This is a genomic window from Postechiella marina (assembly GCF_039538365.1).
Classification (GTDB): domain Bacteria; phylum Bacteroidota; class Bacteroidia; order Flavobacteriales; family Flavobacteriaceae; genus Postechiella; species Postechiella marina.
On the sequence record NZ_BAABCA010000001.1, the window covers coordinates 346768 to 368904 of the forward strand.

At 32.5% G+C, this 22137-nt stretch carries 21 protein-coding genes; 5 read left to right on the forward strand and 16 right to left on the reverse strand.

All coding sequences use genetic code 11. The features are described 5' to 3' along the window. Positions 1-14 precede the first annotated feature (14 nt). From ABD715_RS01410 to ABD715_RS01425, 4 genes are all read right to left on the reverse strand, one after another. Positions 15-1097 carry an efflux RND transporter periplasmic adaptor subunit gene (locus tag ABD715_RS01410; RefSeq protein WP_344786204.1) on the reverse strand — a complete coding sequence of 361 codons (1083 nt, stop codon included), beginning with the start codon at positions 1095-1097 and terminating at the stop codon, positions 15-17. Positions 1098-1241: 144 nt separating this feature from the next. Next, entirely contained in the window at positions 1242-1649 is a 408-nt protein-coding gene (locus ABD715_RS01415) for a hypothetical protein (RefSeq protein WP_344786206.1), read from the reverse strand. A 111-nt stretch (positions 1650-1760) separates the two neighbouring features. Further along, positions 1761-4157: a TonB-dependent receptor domain-containing protein gene (locus ABD715_RS01420; protein ID WP_344786208.1), complete on the reverse strand. Its 2397-nt coding sequence runs from the start codon at positions 4155-4157 to the stop codon at positions 1761-1763. A 71-nt stretch (positions 4158-4228) separates the two neighbouring features. After that, positions 4229-5365: a LamG domain-containing protein gene (locus tag ABD715_RS01425; RefSeq protein WP_344786210.1), complete on the reverse strand. Its 1137-nt coding sequence runs from the start codon at positions 5363-5365 to the stop codon at positions 4229-4231. Between the two features lie 551 nt (positions 5366-5916). On the opposite strand from ABD715_RS01425, the gene ABD715_RS01430 reads away from it, so the two are divergent. The 4 genes from ABD715_RS01430 to ABD715_RS01445 all read left to right on the forward strand — a co-directional run bounded on the left by ABD715_RS01430 (position 5917) and on the right by ABD715_RS01445 (position 10687). Then, complete coding sequence (locus ABD715_RS01430) at positions 5917-6174, forward strand: DUF4212 domain-containing protein (protein ID WP_344786212.1); 258 nt, start codon at positions 5917-5919, stop codon at positions 6172-6174. Positions 6175-6190: 16 nt separating this feature from the next. Continuing rightward, positions 6191-7882 (forward strand): sodium:solute symporter family protein, encoded by a 1692-nt coding sequence (locus ABD715_RS01435; protein ID WP_344786745.1) that lies wholly within the window; start codon positions 6191-6193, stop codon positions 7880-7882. Positions 7883-8200: 318 nt separating this feature from the next. Then, entirely contained in the window at positions 8201-10108 is a 1908-nt protein-coding gene (gene acs, locus ABD715_RS01440; RefSeq protein ID WP_344786214.1) for an acetate--CoA ligase, read from the forward strand. Between the two features lie 99 nt (positions 10109-10207). Next, entirely contained in the window at positions 10208-10687 is a 480-nt protein-coding gene (locus tag ABD715_RS01445) for an OsmC family protein (RefSeq protein WP_344786216.1), read from the forward strand. 47 nt (positions 10688-10734) lie between these two features. Here the strand turns inward: ABD715_RS01445 and miaA are convergent, their stop codons facing one another. The 6 genes from miaA to ABD715_RS01475 form a co-directional block, all read right to left on the reverse strand. After that, on the reverse strand, positions 10735-11652 hold the full coding sequence (gene miaA, locus ABD715_RS01450) for a tRNA (adenosine(37)-N6)-dimethylallyltransferase MiaA (protein ID WP_344786746.1): 918 nt from the start codon (positions 11650-11652) through the stop codon (positions 10735-10737). Between the two features lie 257 nt (positions 11653-11909). Continuing rightward, positions 11910-12758, reverse strand: coding sequence for an ion transporter (locus ABD715_RS01455; protein WP_344786218.1), 849 nt, complete (start codon positions 12756-12758; stop codon positions 11910-11912). 40 nt (positions 12759-12798) lie between these two features. Then, positions 12799-14163 carry an exonuclease domain-containing protein gene (locus tag ABD715_RS01460; protein ID WP_344786220.1) on the reverse strand — a complete coding sequence of 455 codons (1365 nt, stop codon included), beginning with the start codon at positions 14161-14163 and terminating at the stop codon, positions 12799-12801. Between the two features lie 58 nt (positions 14164-14221). Next, positions 14222-14890, reverse strand: a complete 669-nt coding sequence (locus tag ABD715_RS01465; RefSeq protein ID WP_344786222.1) for a YggS family pyridoxal phosphate-dependent enzyme — start codon at positions 14888-14890, stop codon at positions 14222-14224. Positions 14891-14938: 48 nt separating this feature from the next. After that, positions 14939-15829 carry a 3-hydroxybutyryl-CoA dehydrogenase gene (locus ABD715_RS01470; RefSeq protein ID WP_344786224.1) on the reverse strand — a complete coding sequence of 297 codons (891 nt, stop codon included), beginning with the start codon at positions 15827-15829 and terminating at the stop codon, positions 14939-14941. Positions 15830-15923: 94 nt separating this feature from the next. Further along, positions 15924-16883: a Gfo/Idh/MocA family protein gene (locus ABD715_RS01475; RefSeq protein WP_344786226.1), complete on the reverse strand. Its 960-nt coding sequence runs from the start codon at positions 16881-16883 to the stop codon at positions 15924-15926. Positions 16884-17041: 158 nt separating this feature from the next. Here ABD715_RS01475 and ABD715_RS01480 point away from each other — a divergent pair, with 158 nt between their 5' ends. Beyond that, positions 17042-17683 carry a protein-L-isoaspartate(D-aspartate) O-methyltransferase gene (locus ABD715_RS01480; protein WP_344786228.1) on the forward strand — a complete coding sequence of 214 codons (642 nt, stop codon included), beginning with the start codon at positions 17042-17044 and terminating at the stop codon, positions 17681-17683. A gap of 83 nt (positions 17684-17766) precedes the next feature. Here ABD715_RS01480 and proB read toward each other — a convergent pair whose 3' ends face one another. The 6 genes from proB to ABD715_RS01510 form a co-directional block, all read right to left on the reverse strand. Beyond that, positions 17767-18537, reverse strand: coding sequence for a glutamate 5-kinase (proB, locus tag ABD715_RS01485; protein ID WP_344786230.1), 771 nt, complete (start codon positions 18535-18537; stop codon positions 17767-17769). Then, positions 18530-19345 (reverse strand): pyrroline-5-carboxylate reductase, encoded by an 816-nt coding sequence (gene proC, locus ABD715_RS01490; protein ID WP_344786232.1) that lies wholly within the window; start codon positions 19343-19345, stop codon positions 18530-18532. The genes proB and proC overlap by 8 nt, the downstream gene beginning before the upstream one ends. A gap of 34 nt (positions 19346-19379) precedes the next feature. Further along, positions 19380-19571, reverse strand: a complete 192-nt coding sequence (locus tag ABD715_RS01495) for a hypothetical protein (RefSeq protein WP_344786234.1) — start codon at positions 19569-19571, stop codon at positions 19380-19382. 19 nt (positions 19572-19590) lie between these two features. Further along, the gene (locus ABD715_RS01500) at positions 19591-20028 is read right to left on the reverse strand and encodes a GNAT family N-acetyltransferase (protein WP_344786236.1); all 438 of its coding nucleotides are present in this window, start codon (positions 20026-20028) and stop codon (positions 19591-19593) included. Positions 20029-20415: 387 nt separating this feature from the next. Then, positions 20416-21726 carry a type II toxin-antitoxin system HipA family toxin gene (locus ABD715_RS01505; protein WP_344786238.1) on the reverse strand — a complete coding sequence of 437 codons (1311 nt, stop codon included), beginning with the start codon at positions 21724-21726 and terminating at the stop codon, positions 20416-20418. Further along, positions 21720-22064 (reverse strand): helix-turn-helix domain-containing protein, encoded by a 345-nt coding sequence (locus ABD715_RS01510; protein WP_344786240.1) that lies wholly within the window; start codon positions 22062-22064, stop codon positions 21720-21722. The genes ABD715_RS01505 and ABD715_RS01510 overlap by 7 nt, the downstream gene beginning before the upstream one ends. Positions 22065-22137 lie beyond the last annotated feature (73 nt).

A 22137-nucleotide genomic window follows, 5' to 3' on the forward strand; every position in this document is an offset into this window, starting at 1 on the left:
AGATTAAATAAGCATTACTCTGCGTAAAGCTCTAGGTTTGATAAAACTGAAGTTGGATTGACCATTTTAACATGAATTTTTTCTTGGTCTTTAACCATCCTTATACCTTCTAACAGTATGGCATCATTTTCGGTTAGTCCTTTATCTACAATAAATAGATGTGGTAATTCTGCACTAATATTAATTTCTCTTTGGTGAACGATATCATTTTCATCTACTACAAATACATAGGTTTTGTCTAAAATTTCGAACGTAGATTTTTGAGGTATAATAAGGACGTCTTTATAAGGCACAGTCATTAAAACACTTCCAGTTTCACCATGTCTTAAAATACCGTCGGGATTAGGAAAGGTTGCCCTAAAGGCAATATTTCCGGTTTCGCTATTAAATTCGCCTTCTATGGTTTCTACAATTCCTGTTTGGTTAAACTCTTTATTGTTTGCTAGCAGGAGCTTAACTTCTTTTTTTACATTTTTATCTTTGCTCATTATGTAATCAAGGTATTCGGCTTCGGGTACATTATAGTAAACCCACATTTTACTATTGTCAGAGAGTGTGGTAAGCAATTCTCCTTCGTCTAGTAAACTGCCTTTTCGAACTTCTAAATGGTCTATTATACCATCAAAAGGAGCGCGAATATCTGTAAAACCTAGGTGCGTTTTTGCCAGTGAAACTTCGGCTTTGGCTTTTTCTAAATTGGCTTGAGCTAAAGCAAGTTCGTTTTGCGATACTACATTACCATCTGCTAAAAGTTTTGTGTTTTTAAGTTCTATTTGTGAAACATGTTGCTCTGCGTTAGCTTTTTCTAATTCAGCTTTATATACATTTGGAGAAATTTGAAACATGCGTTGCCCTTTTTTTACATAGGCTCCTTCATCTACAAATATTTGTTTTAGATACCCCTTTTCTAAGGCTCGTAATTCGATATGTTGTATAGAGTGTATTTGACTTACGTAGTCTTTTGTAATAGAAGTATCTTTTTTTATAGGTTTGGTAATTAGAAACTTAACGTTTTCTGTTTTCTTTTCGTGTTTTTTTTCACAGCTAGAAAAAATCATAAGCATGCACAGGCTCATGAAAATGGCATTTTTTATCATTTGTTTGATTTATTTGATGTAATTATTGAATGGAATGTTAGGACATGCCGAATGGATTAGAAAAAATCGGATATCCTAAAAGTTAAAAATATAAATTAATAATTAGTTGTATTGCAGTAAGCAACCTCCTAATATTGAGTAGAATCAGATTATAAAAACCTGAAATTTAGCATGTAATCTTAAAGATGTATCGCTAAAAAAGTATTTAATGTATAATGTGTTTTCTTGTACTTTACAAGAAGTAAACATTAGTTTTTGCGCATAAAAAATGGCAGTAGTTATGCTGCCAAAAGAAAGCGGTTTATTGCTAGACTCTTCTTCATTATTTTCTTCAATATCCTCAAAATCTATATATTCTATAAAAGATTTACTTTTATTATGAGTTTTGGTAGAAGAGAAAAAAAGAGATTTTACGATTTGATGTGTATTAATAACAGCATCGTTAGTATTTTTATGTATACTGTTTATCTCAGCATTAGCCATAAGTATAGCAAATCCAGATATAAGCAGGATGCTAAAAACAAACAGATATTTATAAAATACTTTTACCATTTGGATGCCAAATTTATATCAAAAGGATATTAATACCAAAGATACTACATAAAATATTTCTTACTTTAACGTTAATACTCTGTATTTATACTTAGTGTTTTTGTAAAAAAATTAAAATTTATAGTTGTAACCTAAGCGTAATACTTGTGTTTCGTTATAATTATTACTTGTGTAACTAAAGGTCTCACCTTTAATTTCTTTTTTAACAACCATAGTGTTTAACGCATCTGTAATGTTAAAAAATAATTCGCCTTTACCTTTTTGAATAGATTTTTTCATCCCTAAATCTATAGAGAACATAGATTGTATTTTACCTTGCGGAATAATATCTGGAGCCAAATAACTAGCGGTTAATTGTGCATCTAATTTTTTATTAAAATGAAAAGTGTTATTTAATTTTACTGTTCCAGAAGTGATTTTTTGTTTCTCGGCCGAAAAAGTGTTTTCAGTAGGGTAGAGGTTTACAACTTTAAAAGCATCAATTTTATTTTTATAAGCATTAGCATTTAAATTAAAAGAATATAGGTTTGATACGTCTTGTGTGTAAATTATTTCTAGACCACTATTGGTGCTTTTTCCTGCATTTTGAAAAATAGCATAAATTAAGGGATCGTTATTTACAGTACTAGATATTCTTGTAATGGTACCCTTGGCAAAACGATGGTATATCGCAGTATATACACTACCAGACTCCCAATCTGTTTTATAGCCTAATTCTATTAAATTTGTAAACTGCGGACGTAAATTAGGGTTTCCAACTTTTATAATTTCAGCATCATCATATTTTGGGAATATACGAATGTCTACTTCGTTTGGTCTGTCTACTCGACGATTATAAAAAACAGATATTTTATTGTTTTCATCTATTTTTTTAGCCAACCTTACATTAGGGAATGGCTCAAAATAATCATAACCACCGCTGGAGTAAGTATTGTGGTTTGGATTTACTTGGTAGTTTAAGTCTACGTACTCTATACGTAAACCAATTTCGGCTTCATAATTTTCGTTTTCGAAAACAATATTTCCATATACAGCAGGTATAAGTTCTTTATATTCTGCTTTTCCGCCAGCATCAACATCAATAGGAGTAAAATCTCCTGGGAAAAATTGCATGTTAATAGGTATATTTCTTTTTCTAAGTTTAAGTCCCGTTTCTAGTTTTCCGTATTTTAATGGTTTTACGTAGTCTAGATTGAAATCGTAAACCTGCTCGTCTGAGAGCAGTTTGAAAGAATCGTAACTAATGGTTGTTGGCCTAATATCATCAAAAAAATACTTTTCGTCTTCACGATGAAATGTATAATTAAGCCCAAGAGTTACGTTGTGTCCCGCTTCTTTAAATTTATGTGTATAGTTGGCGCTTGCTATTGCTGTTATTTTTACTTCATCTTCTAGAAATTGCCATAACCTAGAACGTTCGCTTAAATCCTCATTAAAAAAAGGTTGATCACCTTTATCTATAATAACTTCGGTACCGTATAAAGCAGAAAAATTTATGATGTTTTTTTCATCTAAAAACCAATCTATTCCAGATTTTAGCGTAGTGAATTTAGTGTCTCTGTTTCGTTTAGATTGTTGTTTTATTATAGTACCATCATCGTAAGTTCTTGTAACAAATTCGTTTTTATTTAAGGTTTCTGTATATAAATAATCACCTTGAAAATAAATATTAACATCATTTTTTCTATAGTTTAAAGATAAAGATGGGTTTAGTTTTGGAGTAGCAGTATACTGTGGCCTAATAGTTGGTAAGTTTTCTTTTCGCTCCCACAAGGCGCCTAAGCCACCAGTAAAACCTATCTTACCATTAAAGCCTTGCTTTTTATTTTTTTTGTAGATAATATTAATAATACCTCCATTTCCATTGGCATCGTATTTAGAAGATGGATTATTAATAATTTCAATTTTTTCGATTGCAGAAGACGGAATATTGTCTAGACCTTCTTGACTTCCAAATCCTGTTAACGCAGTTTGTTTACCATCAATAAGTACTATAACTTTATCGTTTCCACGCAGTTTTATTTTGCCTTCTTGTACGGTTACACTTGGTAAGTTTTGCATGGCTTGTAAAACAGAACCTCCGCTTTGGTTAATATTATCTGTTAAAGTATAAGACTTTTTATTCATTTTAGAACTCACTTCATCTACTTTTGTATCTATAACAACCTCTTTTAAGCTTGTAATATCCTCTGTTAGTTCTATGGTTTTAACGTTTATATATTCAGAAAGTTTGCCAACAAAAACAGGTGTCTTGCTGGTTATGTAGCCTATACTAGATACTTCTATATAGTAGTTGCCAGAGTTTACTTGTTCTAACTTAAACAAGCCAAACTCGTTAGTAGCTGTTCCTGTAACAAATAGGCTGTCTTTTTTAGTTTTTAAAACAACGTTTGCGTATGCTACACTATTTGTCGTGTTTGTTTCTTGTACAGTACCAGAAATGGTAATATTTGTTTGCGCTTTAACGGAAAAGCAAAAGAGCATAAAAGCAATAACTTTAGAGTACATAGTGCATAATTATAATTAAGTATGCGAATGTAATTAAAAAGTAAGTAATAATTACTTAATAAAATTTGCTTTTAAAACTTAGGTTTAAACACTCTAAACCAGTCTACTTTCATGGTGTTTTTCTCTGGGTTGTTTAAATCTGCATCTGTTGGTGTTCTGCCCGCGGTAACATGCCAATCTTGAGATTCTAGATTAATAATAATATTTAATGGTTTAGTAAAACCTTTACCTCCTTGATATTCGTATGGATCAATAATGCTTACTCTTGAAGTTTCGCTAGCTTTTTTTAATATATCAAAAGAATAAATATCAGTAATTTCAAATGGTGTTATTTTTTGCTTTCCATGTGCTTGGTCTAATTTGCCATTAGTCATAGTTGGATATCCATATTCCCATTTTCCATTTATTTTGGTTGCTACTGCTTTATCAAAAAGAACGCGAACCAATTCACCATCAATATAATATTCAAAATGCACAGGGCTTTTCCAGTAAACAGCAGTTTTTACATATTTTCTATCACCATTATTCCAGCAATATTCTCCCCAACCACTTACTCCTTCTTTTTTATACCACGCGCCTTTGTCTCTAGGTTGGTAATCTGTAAACGGTTTTCTTATAAAAGAGTGATGGCTAATATGTATAGATTCTGCAAAATAACTGTTACCTGGTTCTTTACCGCCATAACATTCCATAATATCTATTTCTTGTGTTGCATCAGGGCTAAGTAACCATACATCCGATGCTAAAACAATATTTGCAACGCTACTTTTAGATTCTATAAACACAGGATATATCACTGTTTTGTTAGATGTAATACAACCAGCACTTATACCTCCATGAGGTTTATTCATTTTATTAAACTTTAATGCTTTTGGTTGGGCTTCCTTTTTACCTTTCCATCTAGAAGCAGATATTATAAGTTCGTTACCATCTACAGCAACGTGGTTGTATTTCCAATAAGTAGTGCCTGGTCCATCCCATTTACTTTGGTAAAAGTTTACCCATTTTTTATTTGCACCAAAATTAGCTTTTTTGTTTTGAGCAGAAAACTTATAGTTAAAATCGTCTGATACTTCCTCTTGAAAAATCCATGTTGTACCATCTTGTAAATGTTCTGGTAAAGGTATATTTGCTATGCTATTTTGAGCAAAAGCAGGTGTAATAAATAATGTAATTGCTAATAAAAAGTATAAGTTATATAATTTCATAGGTATGTATATTTAAAAGCAAACATACTCTGCTATTATGTTTTTAAGGAGCAATATTGGGTAATATTGTAAAACAGAAATCTATTTAGTAGAAATTTAATTTAGATATTAATGCTTTTAAATAGCAGCAGTTTGTATAATAGATATATAACCGAACCTTCTTTTTAATCTATTGTTTTATAAATTATATTACGAGATGTCAATATTTTATTAAGTAATAGTATTAAAAGATATGGGGTAAATAAGTCTCTTTTTTAAATTTTTTAAAATAAAAAAGTTTTTGCTATTTAAGTTTTATAAACTACCATCAAATTTATTTTTATCAACTTAAAAGGATTTACATTTTATTAAGCTTTATATATGTGTAAAACTCTAAGCGCATAACTTTAGTAGTGAAGTTGTTAAATATCTAAAAAATACCTTTTATATTTATCAAGTTGATTTATTAATTAAGATAATTGTTGTTAATAATTCAAAATAGTGTTGGTTTTTGTAATAATACTATCGATAATCAATGAATATTAATCTTAATTTTCACAAAAATATTAAGTATGACAAATAAAGAGAAAGCAAAAGCTTATTGGAAAGAGAATATTAAATACGTTTTAATACTAATGTTTATTTGGTTTATGGTGTCTTTTGGAGCAGGAATTCTTTTTAAAGATGCTTTAAACACCATAAAAATAGGAGGTTTTAAATTAGGTTTTTGGTTTGCTCAACAAGGCTCTATGTATGTGTTTGTAGTGCTAATTTTCGTTTATGTACGGTTAATGAATAAATTAGATAAAAAATATGGTTTTGATGCATAGTTTAATGGCAGAAGGTATAGGAGTTCAAAATTGGACATATGTTTTGGTAGGCATTACATTTACCATATATATAGGTATAGCTATATGGTCTCGAGCAGGATCTACAAAAGAGTTTTATGTTGCAGGTGGTGGCGTATCGCCATTGGCCAATGGTATGGCAACAGCAGCAGACTGGATGAGCGCAGCATCGTTTATATCTATGGCAGGTATCATTTCTTTTGCGGGCTACGATGGTGCAGTATATTTAATGGGCTGGACAGGAGGTTACGTGCTACTAGCTTTATTGTTAGCGCCTTATTTAAGAAAATTTGGAAAATTTACAGTACCCGATTTTATAGGCGATCGCTATTACTCTAACACAGCAAGATTGGTAGGTGTAATTTGTGCTCTGTTGGTTTCTTTTACCTATGTTGCAGGGCAAATGCGCGGTGTTGGCTTAGTGTTTTCTCGATTTTTAGAAGTAGATATAAATACTGGAGTTATAATAGGTATGATTATAGTGTTATTCTATGCAGTTTTAGGAGGTATGAAAGGAATTACATATACTCAGGTAGCACAATATTGCGTATTAATTTTTGCGTTTATGGTACCAGCTATTTTTATATCTATTCAAATGACGGGAAATCCTATACCTCAATTAGGTTTTGGTAGTGAGTTAGCCGATGGTTCTGGTACTTATTTATTAGATAAGTTAGACGGGTTAAGTACTGATTTAGGATTTAACGAATACACAGAAGGATCAAAATCTTTAATAGATGTTTTTGCAATAACCTTAGCGTTAATGGTTGGTACAGCGGGTTTACCACATGTAATAGTTCGCTTTTTTACAGTTAAGAAAGTAAAAGATGCTCGAAAATCTGCGGGTATTGCATTACTTCTTATTGTTATTTTATACTCTACTGCTCCAGCAGTATCGGTATTTGCAAGAACAAATTTAATAGAAACGGTATCTAATAAACCTTATGGACAAGTGCCAGAGTGGTTTAAAAAATGGGAAACCACTGGTTTAATAACATTTAACGATAAAAACAACGATGGATTAATTAATTACGTTGCCAATAAAGACAAAAATGAATTAGTTGTTGATAACGATATTATGGTGCTAGCAAACCCAGAAATCGCACGGTTACCAGACTGGGTTATTGCCTTAGTTGCAGCAGGCGCATTAGCAGCAGCATTAAGTACTGCAGCTGGATTGTTATTAGTTATATCTGCATCTGTATCTCACGATTTAATTAAAAAAATGATTAACCCAAAAATATCCGAAAAAGGCGAATTAATATCTGCAAGACTATCTGCTGTAGTTGCAGTTTGTGTAGCGGGTTATTTTGGCATAAATCCGCCAGGTTTTGTAGCAGCAACAGTAGCTTTGGCCTTTGGTTTGGCAGCAGCATCATTTTTTCCAGCTATTATTTTGGGTATTTTCTATAAACGCATGAATAAAGAAGGCGCTATAGCTGGTATGGTTGTAGGTATTCTCGTTATGCTATTTTACATGGTTAAGTTTAAATTTGGTTGGTTTGGCGGAGGCCAAAAAGCTGATTGGTGGTTTGGCATATCGCCCGAAGGTTTTGGTACCATAGCCATGATTATAAACTTTATGGTGTCGATAACCATCATGAAATTTACACCACAACCACCACCAAACGTGCAAGCTATTGTAGAAAATATAAGAATACCAAGCGGTGCAGGAGAGGCTACGCATTAAAATTATATCTTGTACGTTACCGTAAAGGTTGTTTTTTTGGTAGGCGTTTTTTTGTGTTACATAAGTGTAGCAACTCTAAAAAGGCTTCAAGTACTAGTTAGCGCTGTAGAAGTAAGTTTTAATACCTAATGCTTTCAAGTTTACTAGGGAAATACATCAACCTATAAAGTCATACTATATAATTTGTTTTATCTCTATAACTTATAAAATTATCTATAGAAAAAATATAACTTAACACAATTAAATTATTAATTTAGATCACGCCTAAATTTTAGGATACTGATATATAATACCATTCAAAATTTTTAAAATAAAACCATGAGTAATTATCACATAAAACATCTAGAAGAATACTACCAAGTATATAGAAAATCGGTTAGAAATCCAGAAGGTTTTTGGGAAGAAATAGCTGAAGAGCATTTTATGTGGCGAAAAAAATGGGATAATGTACTAAGTTGGGATTTCTCTAAGCCAGAAGTTAAATGGTTTGAAGGCGCCCAATTAAACATTACAGAAAACTGTATAGATAGGCACTTGGCAACACGTGGCGAAAAAACAGCGATTCTTTTCGAACCCAACAATCCTAGCGATCCTGCAGAACATATAACATACAATCAATTACACCAACGTGTTAATAAATTTGCCAATGTTTTAAAAAATCAAGGTGTACAAAAAGGAGATCGTGTTTGTATTTATTTACCAATGATTCCTGAATTGGCAATTTCTGTTTTAGCATGTGCTAGAATAGGAGCCATCCATTCGGTAGTCTTTGCTGGATTTTCTTCTACAGCGTTAGCAACAAGAATAAACGATTCAGATTGTAAAATGGTAATTACAAGCGACGGATCTTATAGAGGGGCTAAAACCATAGATCTAAAAGGTATAGTAGATGAAGCTTTAGAAATTTGTCCAGATGTAAACACCGTATTAGTAGTAAAACGCATTAATACAGACATTAATATGGTAACTGGTAGAGACCATTGGTTACAACCACTTTTAGACGCTGCTTCAACAGATTGCGAACCAGAAATTATGAATGCAGAAGATCCCTTATTTATACTTTATACATCTGGCTCTACTGGGCAGCCAAAAGGTATGGTACATAGTACAGGTGGTTATATGGTATACGCTGCATATACGTTTAAAAATGTATTTCAGTATAGAGAAAAAGATGTGTATTGGTGTACCGCAGATATTGGTTGGATTACAGGGCATAGTTACATTGTTTATGGTCCGTTAGCAAACGGAGCAACAACTGTTATGTTCGAGGGCGTGCCTAGTTATCCAGATTTTGGACGCTTTTGGGAAGTGGTTCAAAAACATAAAGTTACACAATTTTATACAGCTCCAACAGCCATTCGTGCTTTAGCAAAACAAGGTTTAGAGTTGGTCGAAAAATACGACTTGTCATCACTAAAGGTATTAGGCTCTGTAGGCGAGCCTATTAACGAAGAGGCTTGGCACTGGTACAACGATAATATAGGTAAAAAGAATAGTCCTATTGTAGATACATGGTGGCAAACCGAAACTGGCGGGATAATGATAACGCCAATACCATACGTTACTCCAACAAAACCTACTTATGCTACATTACCTTTTATAGGCATTCAGCCAGCTTTAATGGACGAGGAAGGTAAAGAGTTAAAAGGAAACCAAGTAGATGGTAGACTTTGTATAAAATACCCGTGGCCATCTATGGCTAGAACCATTTGGGGAAACCACCAGCGTTATAAAGATACTTATTTCTCTGCATACAAAAACATGTATTTTACTGGCGATGGGGCTTTAAGAGATGAGGTTGGTTATTATAGAATTACTGGGCGTGTAGACGATGTTATAATCGTATCTGGACATAATCTAGGTACTGCTCCAATAGAAGATGCTGTAAACGAGCATCCAGCAGTAGCAGAATCTGCTATTGTTGGCTTTCCGCACGATGTTAAAGGTAATGCGCTTTACGGTTACGTTATTTTAAAAGATACTGGAGAAAGTAGAAACCACGATAATTTAAGAAAAGAGATTAATCAAATTATTACAGAGCATATTGGGCCTATAGCTAAATTAGATAAAATTCAATTTACTAGCGGTTTACCAAAAACCCGTTCTGGTAAAATAATGCGTCGTATTTTACGTAAAATTGCAGGTAACGATACTAGTAATTTAGGCGATACAAGCACGTTGTTAAATCCAGAAGTTGTTCAAGATATTATGGATAATGTGTTGTAGGTGTTTTTAATATAGATAAAATCTTAAAGTTTAAAAGTAGCGGTAATAAAAGGTGTCGCTACTTTTTTTAGTATACAACACGAGTAAAACTTTTCTAGAATGGTATTTAAACACATTTTTAAAGCTCATGTAAATTGGACTTTGCAAGAAGGAGAAACCACTACAAATACACGTGGTTTTAGTAGAAAACATAATGTAAATATAGAAAATAAGGACGTTGGTTTAGAGGTGTCTGCAGCTAAAATGTTTAGAGGAGATAAAGCACTATATAACCCTGAAGATTTGTTGCTTTCTGCACTAGCATCTTGCCATATGATGTCTTATTTGTATGTGTGTTCGCAAAATAATATTGAGGTTGTGTCTTATACAGATAATGCTGAAGCTACTCTAGAAGTAATGTCTTCTGGTAGCGGACATTTTACAAGTGCAACATTACAGCCTGTGGTTACAATAAAAGATGAAACTAAAAAAGACTTGGCTTTAAGTTTACATAAAAAAGCTAATAAACTATGTTTTATTGCTAATTCTTGCAATTTTAAGATAAAGCATAATGCTGAGGTTTTTGTAGATAATAATTGATTTTGTTATGGCCTAACCACATGTCGTGTTATGAATAACTAGCTTATTTATTCTTGTTTTTTGGCCTCAATTGCATTAATTATGGTTTTAATATCTGTTAAATAATCAAACCAAAGTGTGTTTTCATTCTTTTTAAACCAAGTAAGTTGACGTTTAGCAAAACGACGCGAATTCTTTTTTATTTCTGATATAGCAAACTCTAGCGTCCATTCGTTATTTAAATAGTTAAACAGTTCTTTATAGCCAACAGTGTTTAATGCGTTTAACTTTTGATATGGTAATAGTGTTTTTACTTCGTTTAATAAACCTTCATTAATCATTATATCTACACGCCTGTTAATACGATCGTAAATAATAGGTCTATCGGCTGTTAAGCCAATCGTTATGGTTTTAAAAGGGCGTTTGCCTTTATCTTTATTTAAAAATGAAGAATATGGCTTCCCCGACCCTATGCAAATTTCTAAAGCACGAATTAAACGGTGTGGATTGTCTATAGCAATGGTATTGTAAGACCTAATGTCTAGCGTTTTTAATTTTTCTTGTAAAACAGTAATGCCTTTTGTGGCTAAAATATTGTTTAGGTTATCTCTTACACTGGCATCTACCGCAGGAAAATAGTCTAACCCTTTGTTTACAGCATCTACATATAAGCCAGAGCCACCAACCATAATTATAACGTTTTTTGTTTTATGTAAGGTGTTTATGGTTTTTATAGCCTCTTTCTCGAAAGTGCCAACACTATAATTGTCGTGTATAGAAATATTATGAATAAAGTGATGCGGTGCTGCAGCTAGCTCGGTAGGAGTAGGTGCTGCAGTACCAATTTGCATGTCTTTAAAAAACTGACGTGAATCGGCAGAAATTATTTCGGTATTAAAATGTTGTGCTAGTTTTATGCTTAGCGCTGTTTTACCAATGGCTGTTGGACCAACTATTGATATTAAATATTTTGTAGATGACTTAATGGGCTATTAGTTTTTGTTTATGGGGTAAAGGTAAAAAACAAATAGACTTTTACTAGTATTGAAAACTAGTTTTTATAGGTATAACTATTAAGGGGTGTGGCATACTTCGATAGTGCTTAGTATAAGTTTGTTTAAACTCTTTTTGCATTGTAGCATATATGTAATACAAAAAAAGCAATTGCCAAAAGCTTGATTTTTTGGAGTTAATAAATATTTTTTCTTGTTAAAGGTAAAAAACGGTCGTCTAAAAAGAGGCGTTAACCATTAAGTTTTTCGCCACAATTGTAGCAAAATTGTGCACCATCTTTATGTTTTTCTGCTAAGCAGTTTCTGCAAGATTGTGAGTTTAGAAATGTTAGGCCTCCAGTTTTTTCTTTATCGGTTTTTGTTTGATTGGTATATTCTGCTGTTACAATGCCCGTAGGTACTGCTATTATACCGTAACCTAAAATCATAATTAGCGAGGCAATGGATTGGCCTAGTGGTGTTATTGGAGAAATATCGCCATAGCCTACGGTTGTTAGGGTTACAATACACCAGTATACACTAGCGGGTATGCTTGTAAATCCAGATTCGTCGCCTTCTACCATGTACATAATAGTACCTAAAATTATTGAGATAATAATAACAGCAAATAGAAATACCGATATTTTTACTCGGCTTGCTTTTAGTGCTTTTACCAAAGTGTTTGAGGCGCCTAAGTAGCGTGCTAATTTTAAAATCCTGAATATTCTTAATAAGCGTAAGGCGCGCAGTGCTGCTAATGCATGAAGGCCTCCAAATAGTAATGAAATGTATTTAGGAATGGTAGATAGAAAGTCTATAAGACCATAAAAACTAAAAATATAATTTAATGGTTTTTTTACTGTTACTATTCTTATTATGTATTCTATAGTAAATAGAATAGTTATTATCCATTCTGATATATTTAAAAAGTTGTGATATTGTGCATCAAAACTTTTTACACTTTCTAGCATAACAAGAATAATACTTGCTAGTATGGCAATAAGTAAAATGACATCGAATAGTTTACCGGCAGGAGTGTCTGCTTCGTAAATAATTTCGTGAAGCTTAGATTTCCAATGTCTTTTTTGCGTTGTACTCATAAATTCAAAAGTAATAAAAAAAGATAAAGCTGTTTCATTCTTATTCTAATGTAATAATTTTTAAACGTTTATTTTTTCTTAAGTAATTTTGAATAATATGTTGTGCATCTCTATTGTTTTCCATTGGTGTAATAAAAGAATGTAAAACTTCTAGATTGTTAATTTGATAATTAAGGTTGAAGAATCCTAAACCTTTAAAAACGCCATTTTCTATAAGTATGGCACTGCGTTCTTCAATTTCTCTGCCTCGGTCTACAATAACCATATTTTTGTTTTTGTAGCTGTATTTTTCTGTTAATTGTTGTGCGCGTAGGTTGTAATCTACAACGTTTTCTTTTTCTATGCAAGCACCATTACAAGCGTTAATATCGTAATTAAAACAGCTCGATTTTGTTTTATATAAACCACTTAATTTTTGGCAAAGTTTAAACTCTTCTACTACTTTTTCTATAAAACTCTTGGCGCTTTGTCTGTTTGTAAAGGTGGTAATTGGATTTTTTCGTCCGTCTGCAATATCAATTTTTAGGTTGATATAACCATTGTTATCTTTAAAACTGTATAAGGCATGCGAGAACGTTTTACGTCGCAAAGCTCTATTATAAATGGGGTTGTTACGTTTTATTTCTTCGCTTTCTTTTAGTAAAGCAACCAATTCACTGCCTGTAGCTTCGTAAGTTACAGAAGCTGCATGTAATTGTATTTTTTTAGATTTAGCGTTTGTATTAGTAAAATGTTGATTAATACGTTTTTTTATATTTTTACTTTTTCCAATATAAATAATATCTCCGTTGGCTTTGTGTATGTAATATACACCTGTAATAGTAGGTAAACTAGCTATAATATCTATATGTTTAGGCTCAAGTTGCTTTTTAGGGTTTAAACTTATAGATTCTTGAATAATAGTTTTTGTAGTGTCTTTATCTAATAATATTTTAAACAACTTAACGGTAGCTAATGCGTCGCCAGATGCACGGTGCCTATCGGTAACAGGGATACCTAACGATCTAACTAGCTTACCAAGGCTGTAAGAGGGTTGACCTGGAATTAAACGTTTAGAAAGTTCTACCGAGCAAAGTGTTTTTCTTTCATAATCAAAGCCTAAACGTCTAAACTCTGTAGATAAAATGCGGTAATCAAATTGTGCGTTATGCGCCACTAAAATACAGTCTTCTGTAATTTCTACAATACGTTTTGCAATCTCGTAAAACTTAGGGGCGTTGCGTAGCATATTGCTATTTATGCCTGTTAAATTAACAACAAAGGGTTGTATTTCTCGTTCTGGGTTTACTAGGCTAATAAATTGATCGACTATTTCGTGTCCGTTGTATTTGTAGATTGCAATTTCTGTAATGCCCTCTTCATTAAATTTACCACCAGTAGTTTCTATGTCTAAAATTGCGTACAAAAAATGTTTATGTGTTTTTAAACTAATATTTTAAACTACTCCTTAAGAGTAATTGTTATTAATTGTAGTTTCTACTTCCAAATATACTACTTCCAACTCTAACCATGGTACTTCCACAGTTAATAGCTAGCTTGTAATCGCCACTCATACCCATAGAAATTGTGTTAAACAGGCAATTATCTGTTTTTATGGTCTTTAATTTTTGAAAAGTAGTCTTTAAAGAGCTGAATTCTTTTTCAATTTGTTTTTTATTATCGGTAAATGTTGCCATTCCCATTACACCAACAATTTTAATGTTTTTTAATTCAGAAATGGTTTTAGATTGAATAATATTTGAAGCAGATTCAAAGTCCATTCCAAATTTAGAATCTTCTGAAGCTATTTTTATTTGTAACAAGCAATTAATTATTCTGTTGTGTTTAAGAGCTTGTTTGTTAATTTCTTCAAGTAAATTTAAATTATCTACACCATGAATTAAACTTACAAACTCTGCCATGTACTTTACTTTATTGCGTTGTACATGCCCAATCATGTGCCATTCAATATCTTTTGGCATAACAGTAAACTTGTTTGCCATTTCTTGAATTTTGTTTTCTCCAAAAATACGTTGTCCTGCATTGTAGGCTTCCATTAAATCTGTAACAGGTTTGGTCTTAGATACAGCAACTAAAGTAACATGCTCTGGTAAAGTAGATTTTATGTGCTCTAGGTTAGTTTGTATGCTCATTTATATTTTTTTTGATTTACCAGATTAGTTAGAATACCCTAGGTTGGTTTATTTTAAAAATTGTTTAGCTACTTTTTCTGCCTTTCTGTTTTCTGAATAGTCATAAAAACCTTCTCCAGATTTTACTCCCAGTTTACCAGCATTTACCATATTTACAAGTAAGGGACATGGTGCATATTTAGGGTTTTTAAATCCGTCGTACATAACATGTAATATAGAAAGACAAACGTCTAACCCAATAAAATCTGCTAGTTGTAAAGGTCCCATTGGGTGAGCCATTCCTAATTTCATAACGGTATCTATTTCTAAAACCCCAGCTACGCCATTGTAAAGTGTTTCTATAGATTCGTTTAGCATAGGCATTAAAATGCGATTTGCTACAAAACCAGGATAATCGTTAACCTCTACAGGTATTTTTCCTAAGGTTTTAGAGAGTTCCATAATAGTATTGGTAACACTGTTACTTGTATTGTAGCCTCTTATTATTTCTACTAATGCCATAATAGGCACCGGATTCATAAAATGCATACCAATAACTTGCTCTGGCCTTGAAGTTACAGATGCTATTTGGGTAATTGAGATAGATGAGGTATTTGTTGCCAGAATGGTGTTTTCGGGGCAATGCTGGTCTAATTGTTTAAAAATTTTAAGTTTTAAATCGAAATTTTCGGTAGCTGCTTCTACTACTAAGTCACAAGTTTTAACACCATCTTTAATAGAGGTAAAAGTTTCTATATTAGCTAGCGTATTGGCTTTATCTGTAACTGTAATTTTTTCTTTAGTTACCATTCTGTCTAAATTCTTAGCAATAGTTGCCAATCCTTTTTCTAGCGAAGCGTCACTAATATCTATAAGTTTTACTTTAAATCCGCTTTGCGCAAAAGTATGTGCTATACCATTACCCATAGTACCAGCACCAATAACTGCGATGTTTTTCATTGAAATTATATGTTTTATTATGGTTTGTTTTAGTGTGTTTATTTAAGCGTTAAGAAAGGATAGTTTATTTTAACTAGCGATTCAAACTTAAAAGTTAAAAACAATCTATAATTTGTGTTGCAACTCTAAGGGCTTCGGTGCCATCGTGTAAAGTAACAATAGGTGTTGTGTTTGTGTTAATGGCATGAGCAAAAGTTTCTAACTCATCTAAAATAGAGTTGTTATTGGCTATTTCAGGATTATCAAAATAAATTTGTTTTTTAACGCCCTCTGCATTTTGTAAAACCATATCAAAGTCTCCAGGAGTTTCTGGAGCATCTTTCATTTTTACTACTTCGCATTTCTTTTCTAAAAAATCGACAGATATGTACGCATCTTTTTGAAAAAAACGAGCTTTACGCATTTTTTTTAAAGAAATTCTACTTGCTGTTAAATTGGCAACACATCCGTTTTCGAATTCTAATCTTGCATTAGCTATATCTGGTGTGTCGCTAATAACAGCTACTCCGCTGGCCGAAACGTGTTTTACTTTCGATTTTACAATACTTAAAATAATATCTATATCATGAATCATTAAATCTAAAACTACAGGTACATCTGTACCACGAGGGTTAAACTCTGCCAATCGATGTGTTTCTATAAACATTGGCGAATTAATGTCGTTTTTTACAGCTATAAATGCTGGGTTAAATCGTTCTACATGTCCAACTTGCCCTCTAAGGTTATTTTCTGCTAAAAGTTGTCTAATATGTTCAGCTTCTTCAACTGTATTGGTTATAGGCTTTTCTATAAAAATATGTTTACCTTTTGCGATGGCCTGCTTAGCACAATGATAATGCGATAGGGTTGGGGTTACAATATCGACAACATCGACAGCATCAATAAGAGCGTCAATAGAATCGAAAAATTTATAACCAAATTCTGCTTCTACTTTTTTACCATTAGCTTCGTCTGCATCATAAAAACCAACAAGATTATATTGGCTTGATTGTTTAAGAAGTCTTAAATGAATTTTTCCTAGATGGCCAGCACCAAGTACACCTGCGTTTAACATATATTTTACGTTTTCAACAAAAATAAGGTATTTAAGACATGAATTTATTAAATTTCACTTAATTTTTTATATTAGATAGTAGTGTAATAATTCTAATAAAAATAGTTTTTTGCTACAAAATGTTTACCTAATTTTAGCATTGAAAATTTACACAACCATTGGAAGATACATTTAAACATAAGGGATTAAGGCAGAAATTAGTTAATATTTTAAAAGACAAGAATATAAAGAGCGAAGCAGTTTTAAAGGCTATTGGAAAAGTGCCTAGACATTTGTTTATGGATTCTGGTTTTTTAGATCATGCATACCAGGATAAAGCTTTTCCTATTGCAGCAAATCAAACTATTTCGCAACCTTATACTGTTGCTTTTCAAAGTGAATTGTTAAAGGTTACGCAAGGCGATAAAATTTTGGAGATTGGTACAGGTTGTGGTTATCAAACTGCTGTTTTATGCGAATTAAAAGCAAAAGTATATAGTATAGAGCGCCAACAAGAACTGTTTAAAAAAACAAGTAAGTTTTTACCAAAATTAGGCTACAGAGCTAAAAAACTTATTTTTGGAGATGGTTATAAAGGGTTGGTTGATGAGGCTCCTTTTGATAGTATTATTGTGACTGCTGGTGCGCCTTTTGTGCCAAAACCTTTATTAAGTCAGTTAAAAATAGGGGGTAGGCTTGTTATTCCGGTGGGAGACGATGTGCAAATAATGAATTTGTTTATAAGAAAAGGGCAAAAGGAATTCGAGCAACATGAGTATGGTGAGTTTCGTTTTGTACCATTGTTAGAAAACAAAAATTAAGATGTTTTAGATATATAAGTGCTAATAAAAAAACCTCAGAACTATTGTAAATTCTGAGGTTTTGCTTTATAAATTATAATATGTTATAGAGATATTTTGGTGCCTATCGATTTTCCATTTATAATATCGATTATGGTATTGTCTTTTTTACCGTTAGCAATAAATGTAGGAATGTTTTGTGCTGCAGCTTGTTGTGCATAATCTAATTTCGATCCCATTCCGCCACGACCTTCGCCTTCGGCTTTAGTGTTATCTTGAATGTATTTATTTAAATCTTCTTCAGGATTTACATTTTTAACTAAATTGCTACTTTCTGCATTGGGGTTTCCAGTATAAAGACCGTCAATATCTGTTAAAATAATAAGCTTATCGGCATTAATTAGTTGAGCAATTAAGCTTGCAAGTTCATCATTATCAGAAAACATAGACATGGTAACCGATACAGCATCATCTTCATTTGCAATAGGAATAACCCCTTCAGATAATAAGCCTTCGCAGCAATTTATCATATTTTGCCTGTGTATTCCTGGGCTAAAATCTCGTTTTGTAGGAAGTACTTGCGCACATTTCATACCATAGTCGTGAAAAATATCGTAATAAAGACGCATCATTCTTGGTTGCCCAATAGAAGAGTATACTTGCCTTCTTTGTGTTTTGTCTTTAATTTTAGATTTGCCTAAAACTTCTTTTCCTGCAATTGCAGAACCAGAAGATACTAAAAGCGTTATTATATCTCGATCGTAAAGCTCTGCTATTTGCTTTACTAAGCGCCTTAAAACAGGTCTAACTATTCTATTATCTTTGTTGGTCATTACATTGGTACCAACTTTAATAACTATTCTTTCTTTATGCATTTTCGTGTTCTTTACCTAACTCTATTGCACGATTAAATGCAGCAAAGGCAGCTTCTTTAATTAATTCGTTAACATTATTATCTTCCATAGAGTCTAGAGCAGCTCGAGTGGTACCTCCTTTAGAAGCTACTTTTTCCATCCAAGAGTTTGGAGATAGGTTAGATTGATTAAAGAGCTCTACAGCTCCAGTAAATGTTTGACTTACCAATACTGTAGAATCGTTTTTAGAGAAGCCCATTTGTAATGCAGCTTCCATCATACTTTGCATAAAGTAAAATACGTATGCAGGACCACTTCCAGAAATTCCTGTAGAGGCATCTATTAATTTTTCGTTCGATACTTTAATAGATTTTCCTGTGGTGTCTAGTAAACTTTCTACAGTTAGCATTTCTATTCTAGAAACCTCGGGAGATGTTACATACGACGTTAGTCCTTTGCCAATTTGAGCAGGTAAATTTGGCATGGCTCTTACTATTTTTTCTAAGCCAGTTATATCTTTAATGGTGTTTATAGTAACACCCGCCATTATAGAAATAATAATTTGTTGTGGTTTTACTAAAGATTGAATAGCTTTAAATACACCTTCAGCATGATAAGGTTTTACAGCTATAAATATAATATCTGCTTTGGGTACGCAGTCTTCTAACTCTTTAAAGGCATCGAAATGAGAAATTTGATTTAACTCTTCTAACTTTTCTTCAGACTTGTCTAAAACCATAATGTTTTTCTTTTTTAGAAGTTTTGATTTCGACATGCCTTCGGCATAAGTAAGTCCCATGTTACCGGCACCAATTACTAGTACTTTCATTGTTTATATTTTAGTTGATTGTTTTATTTAAAAATTAAATAAATAGCATACAGTTATTACAATCTTTTATCTCGCCATAATATGTTTGACGGTATTTATGAATTGTTTTTATAGGTAAACCAAACAGGTGTTTTTTTATGTAAGTAACCTTGGTAATTAGTTCGCCCATTTTAAAGCTGTATCTTTTTTCTACTATTGTTTTTCTTCTTATTTGTATAATTCTCATTAATAGTGTTTTTTAGTTATTAGCGTTCTAGACGCATTTCTATGTTTTTTATTTTGAAGCCTTCTTTTTTAAATAAAAGAATAGCTGGATTATCTTTATTAATATGTATGGCGATGTCGCCTTTACAATATGTTATTGTGTGTTTAATTAGTCTTTTTGCAATGCCTTTTCTTCTAGATTTTTCTTTAACAGCTATATTTACTAGAATATTTTCCGATAGGTACTCATTCATTCCTGTTTTGTTAACTACTGCAGCTCCTAGTATTTCGTTTTTATCTTCTATTATAAATACGTAGCCACCTAAACCCGAAATTTCTTTAGCTGCATACAATATAGATTTGCGTATTCCTGATTTAGGATCTTTAAACGGACCCGAATTTTCGAATAAGAAGTTTGTAATCCGGTTTATGTCAATAAATGATAGCCTAGAAAAAGCATCAAATGTTTTTATAGTCATAAAAATATAATAGTTGCCTTATCTATAAATTAAGGTATATAGACAAAGCTTATAAAAATAAAGCGTACAAGATTTAGTATATAAACAGGGTGGTTTATATATAATGTGGCATAAAAGCCTAGCGTTAAAGCTATTTAAAAATTATAAAGCAGGAGGGATGAATTTATCCGATTGATTTCTAAAAACTAGAAAATTAAAGTTAAAGACTCTGGTGTTTCTCTTTTCATGAATTCCTTTTCTCATTTTACAAAATTACGAAAATAGAGGTCTAATAGCAAATTACTAATGTTAAGGTTAGTACAAATTAAGGGTTTTTAGGTTATGACTGTGTAAAGAAAAAAATAGATGCTTCTTTTTTGTATTTAGATTTTGTTTTGTAAAAAGGATTTATAGTAGTTCTAAATTTTTATTTATTTTATCTTGTAATTCTGCTTTTACATGGGCTTTATTGGCATAAATGTTCCAATTAGCAACAGTATTGCTTATTTCTGTAATAATAGCGTTAGGTTTTTTTATGTTCATGCTTTTGGCAACGCTAAGTAAATCTGTTCTTGTAAAATTTTTACGTTTACCATTAATGCTAAGGGCGTGTTGGCTTACCCAAACACTGCCGGGTCTGTAAGCGTAGCAAATGTCGTATGCAGGAGCAAGTTCCCAAACACTGTTTTGTTTTAGTCTAAAGGCAAAGTTTTTGGTGTGGTCGTCGCAATTTTTTGCAATAACATTAAATACCATACGTCTAAACATTTGTTCTGCTTGTGTATATGGTAAGCGTAATATACGCATGGTTTGAAAAAGTTGTTCGTAGCTAAAACTTAGCATTTCGTTAAAATCGTAATGCTGCATGGCGCAAAAGGTTTGTATGTGGTGTTTTGTACTGCCAGCATCTCTATCAAAACGTTTGGTCATAAAGTGCGCGCGACCATGCTCTTCTAGTAAATACGATTCCATCATGTCTATACCGCATGCTTTAGCCATGTAGTAGTAGGCCATTTCTATGCGTCCGTAACCTTTACTTTCTCCAAATTGTGCATCGCTAACACCGTCTAGTTTTATTAGCCAATGCTCGAATCCTTTTGGAGCATTTGTTTGTCCAGAACGTACTTGTCCTGTTTTTTTATTGTAAGCAATAATAGCTTTTGGTCTTGCGCCACCTGCCGATGTGCCTATTTTTAATATATCGAGCATGGCTTGTTGCTCGTTTTTACTAAGGTTGGTTTCAAAACTTTCGCGTTTGTTTAGCATACGTTGTGCTATATCTACTAGGCTATTAATTTCTACTTCAAAGGTGCGTTTATTGGGCTTTAACTGTGTGGGTTCAAACTCTAATGCCCCCATGCCTCTTGTGCCTATAAAACAGAGTTGCTCTACGGGATTCATGCTGTTTTCTGGGCGTCCGTTTTGGGCTAGCCAACTGTTAATAAGTTGGTTACCGTATTTATCTGGAAGCACATCGGCTAAAAGCCCTGGTAAGCCTTTAAAAGTATCGTAGTCTGCGTTTCTAGATATTCTTAATTCTGGAAACGAGAAGATGTTGGTGTTCGATTTTATTGGGATTTTAATTGGTGATAAATCTAGTCCAGAGGCTTTAAATTTAGTATCGTATTCAAAACTTGCTACTTTGGTGGTATCGTTCCAAGATACAGCGCCAACTGTTTGTCCCCATATTTTAACAAATGCTGTGTTTGTGCTTACCATTCGCTTTGGTTGTTAGTGTTATTGTCTGTATTACGAGCACGTTGCCTTTTTTGTTTTTCTAGTTTTGCAAGGGCTATTGGACTTACTTGTGTTTCTATTTTAAAGTTATTTAAAACATGCAGCAAATCTAGCGCGCGTAGTATTTGTATAAGTGATGTTAACGAAATGGCTTCTCCGTTTTCTATTTGGCTAAGCGTCCATCGGTTTATACCTGCGTGTTCTGCTATTTGACTTTGTGTTTTGTTTTTAGCTAAACGCTGATGTTTTATATATTTACCTATGGATTCAATGATAGATTTATCGGTCATTGAAGCCCAGTCTGTGTTGGTATTTCCCATTGTAAATATGGTTTTTTATATTTAATGTTGGTTTTTACAATCGTAAATTTACGAAAAATATTTTTACTTTAAT

What these genes read in the sequence shown, in the direction of transcription:
- ABD715_RS01410 (WP_344786204.1), bottom strand. Translation starts at nt 1,097, where the DNA reads ATGATAAAAAATGCCATTTTCATGAGCCTGTGCATGCTTATGATTTTT.
- ABD715_RS01415 (WP_344786206.1), bottom strand. Translation starts at nt 1,649, where the DNA reads ATGGTAAAAGTATTTTATAAATATCTGTTTGTTTTTAGCATCCTGCTT.
- ABD715_RS01420 (WP_344786208.1), bottom strand. Translation starts at nt 4,157, where the DNA reads ATGTACTCTAAAGTTATTGCTTTTATGCTCTTTTGCTTTTCCGTTAAA.
- ABD715_RS01425 (WP_344786210.1), bottom strand. Translation starts at nt 5,365, where the DNA reads ATGAAATTATATAACTTATACTTTTTATTAGCAATTACATTATTTATT.
- ABD715_RS01430 (WP_344786212.1), top strand. Translation starts at nt 5,917, where the DNA reads ATGACAAATAAAGAGAAAGCAAAAGCTTATTGGAAAGAGAATATTAAA.
- acs (WP_344786214.1), top strand. Translation starts at nt 8,201, where the DNA reads ATGAGTAATTATCACATAAAACATCTAGAAGAATACTACCAAGTATAT.
- ABD715_RS01445 (WP_344786216.1), top strand. Translation starts at nt 10,208, where the DNA reads ATGGTATTTAAACACATTTTTAAAGCTCATGTAAATTGGACTTTGCAA.
- ABD715_RS01455 (WP_344786218.1), bottom strand. Translation starts at nt 12,758, where the DNA reads ATGAGTACAACGCAAAAAAGACATTGGAAATCTAAGCTTCACGAAATT.
- ABD715_RS01465 (WP_344786222.1), bottom strand. Translation starts at nt 14,890, where the DNA reads ATGAGCATACAAACTAACCTAGAGCACATAAAATCTACTTTACCAGAG.
- ABD715_RS01470 (WP_344786224.1), bottom strand. Translation starts at nt 15,829, where the DNA reads ATGAAAAACATCGCAGTTATTGGTGCTGGTACTATGGGTAATGGTATA.
- ABD715_RS01475 (WP_344786226.1), bottom strand. Translation starts at nt 16,883, where the DNA reads ATGTTAAACGCAGGTGTACTTGGTGCTGGCCATCTAGGAAAAATTCAT.
- proB (WP_344786230.1), bottom strand. Translation starts at nt 18,537, where the DNA reads ATGCATAAAGAAAGAATAGTTATTAAAGTTGGTACCAATGTAATGACC.
- proC (WP_344786232.1), bottom strand. Translation starts at nt 19,345, where the DNA reads ATGAAAGTACTAGTAATTGGTGCCGGTAACATGGGACTTACTTATGCC.
- ABD715_RS01495 (WP_344786234.1), bottom strand. Translation starts at nt 19,571, where the DNA reads ATGAGAATTATACAAATAAGAAGAAAAACAATAGTAGAAAAAAGATAC.
- ABD715_RS01500 (WP_344786236.1), bottom strand. Translation starts at nt 20,028, where the DNA reads ATGACTATAAAAACATTTGATGCTTTTTCTAGGCTATCATTTATTGAC.
- ABD715_RS01505 (WP_344786238.1), bottom strand. Translation starts at nt 21,726, where the DNA reads ATGGTAAGCACAAACACAGCATTTGTTAAAATATGGGGACAAACAGTT.
- ABD715_RS01510 (WP_344786240.1), bottom strand. Translation starts at nt 22,064, where the DNA reads ATGGGAAATACCAACACAGACTGGGCTTCAATGACCGATAAATCTATC.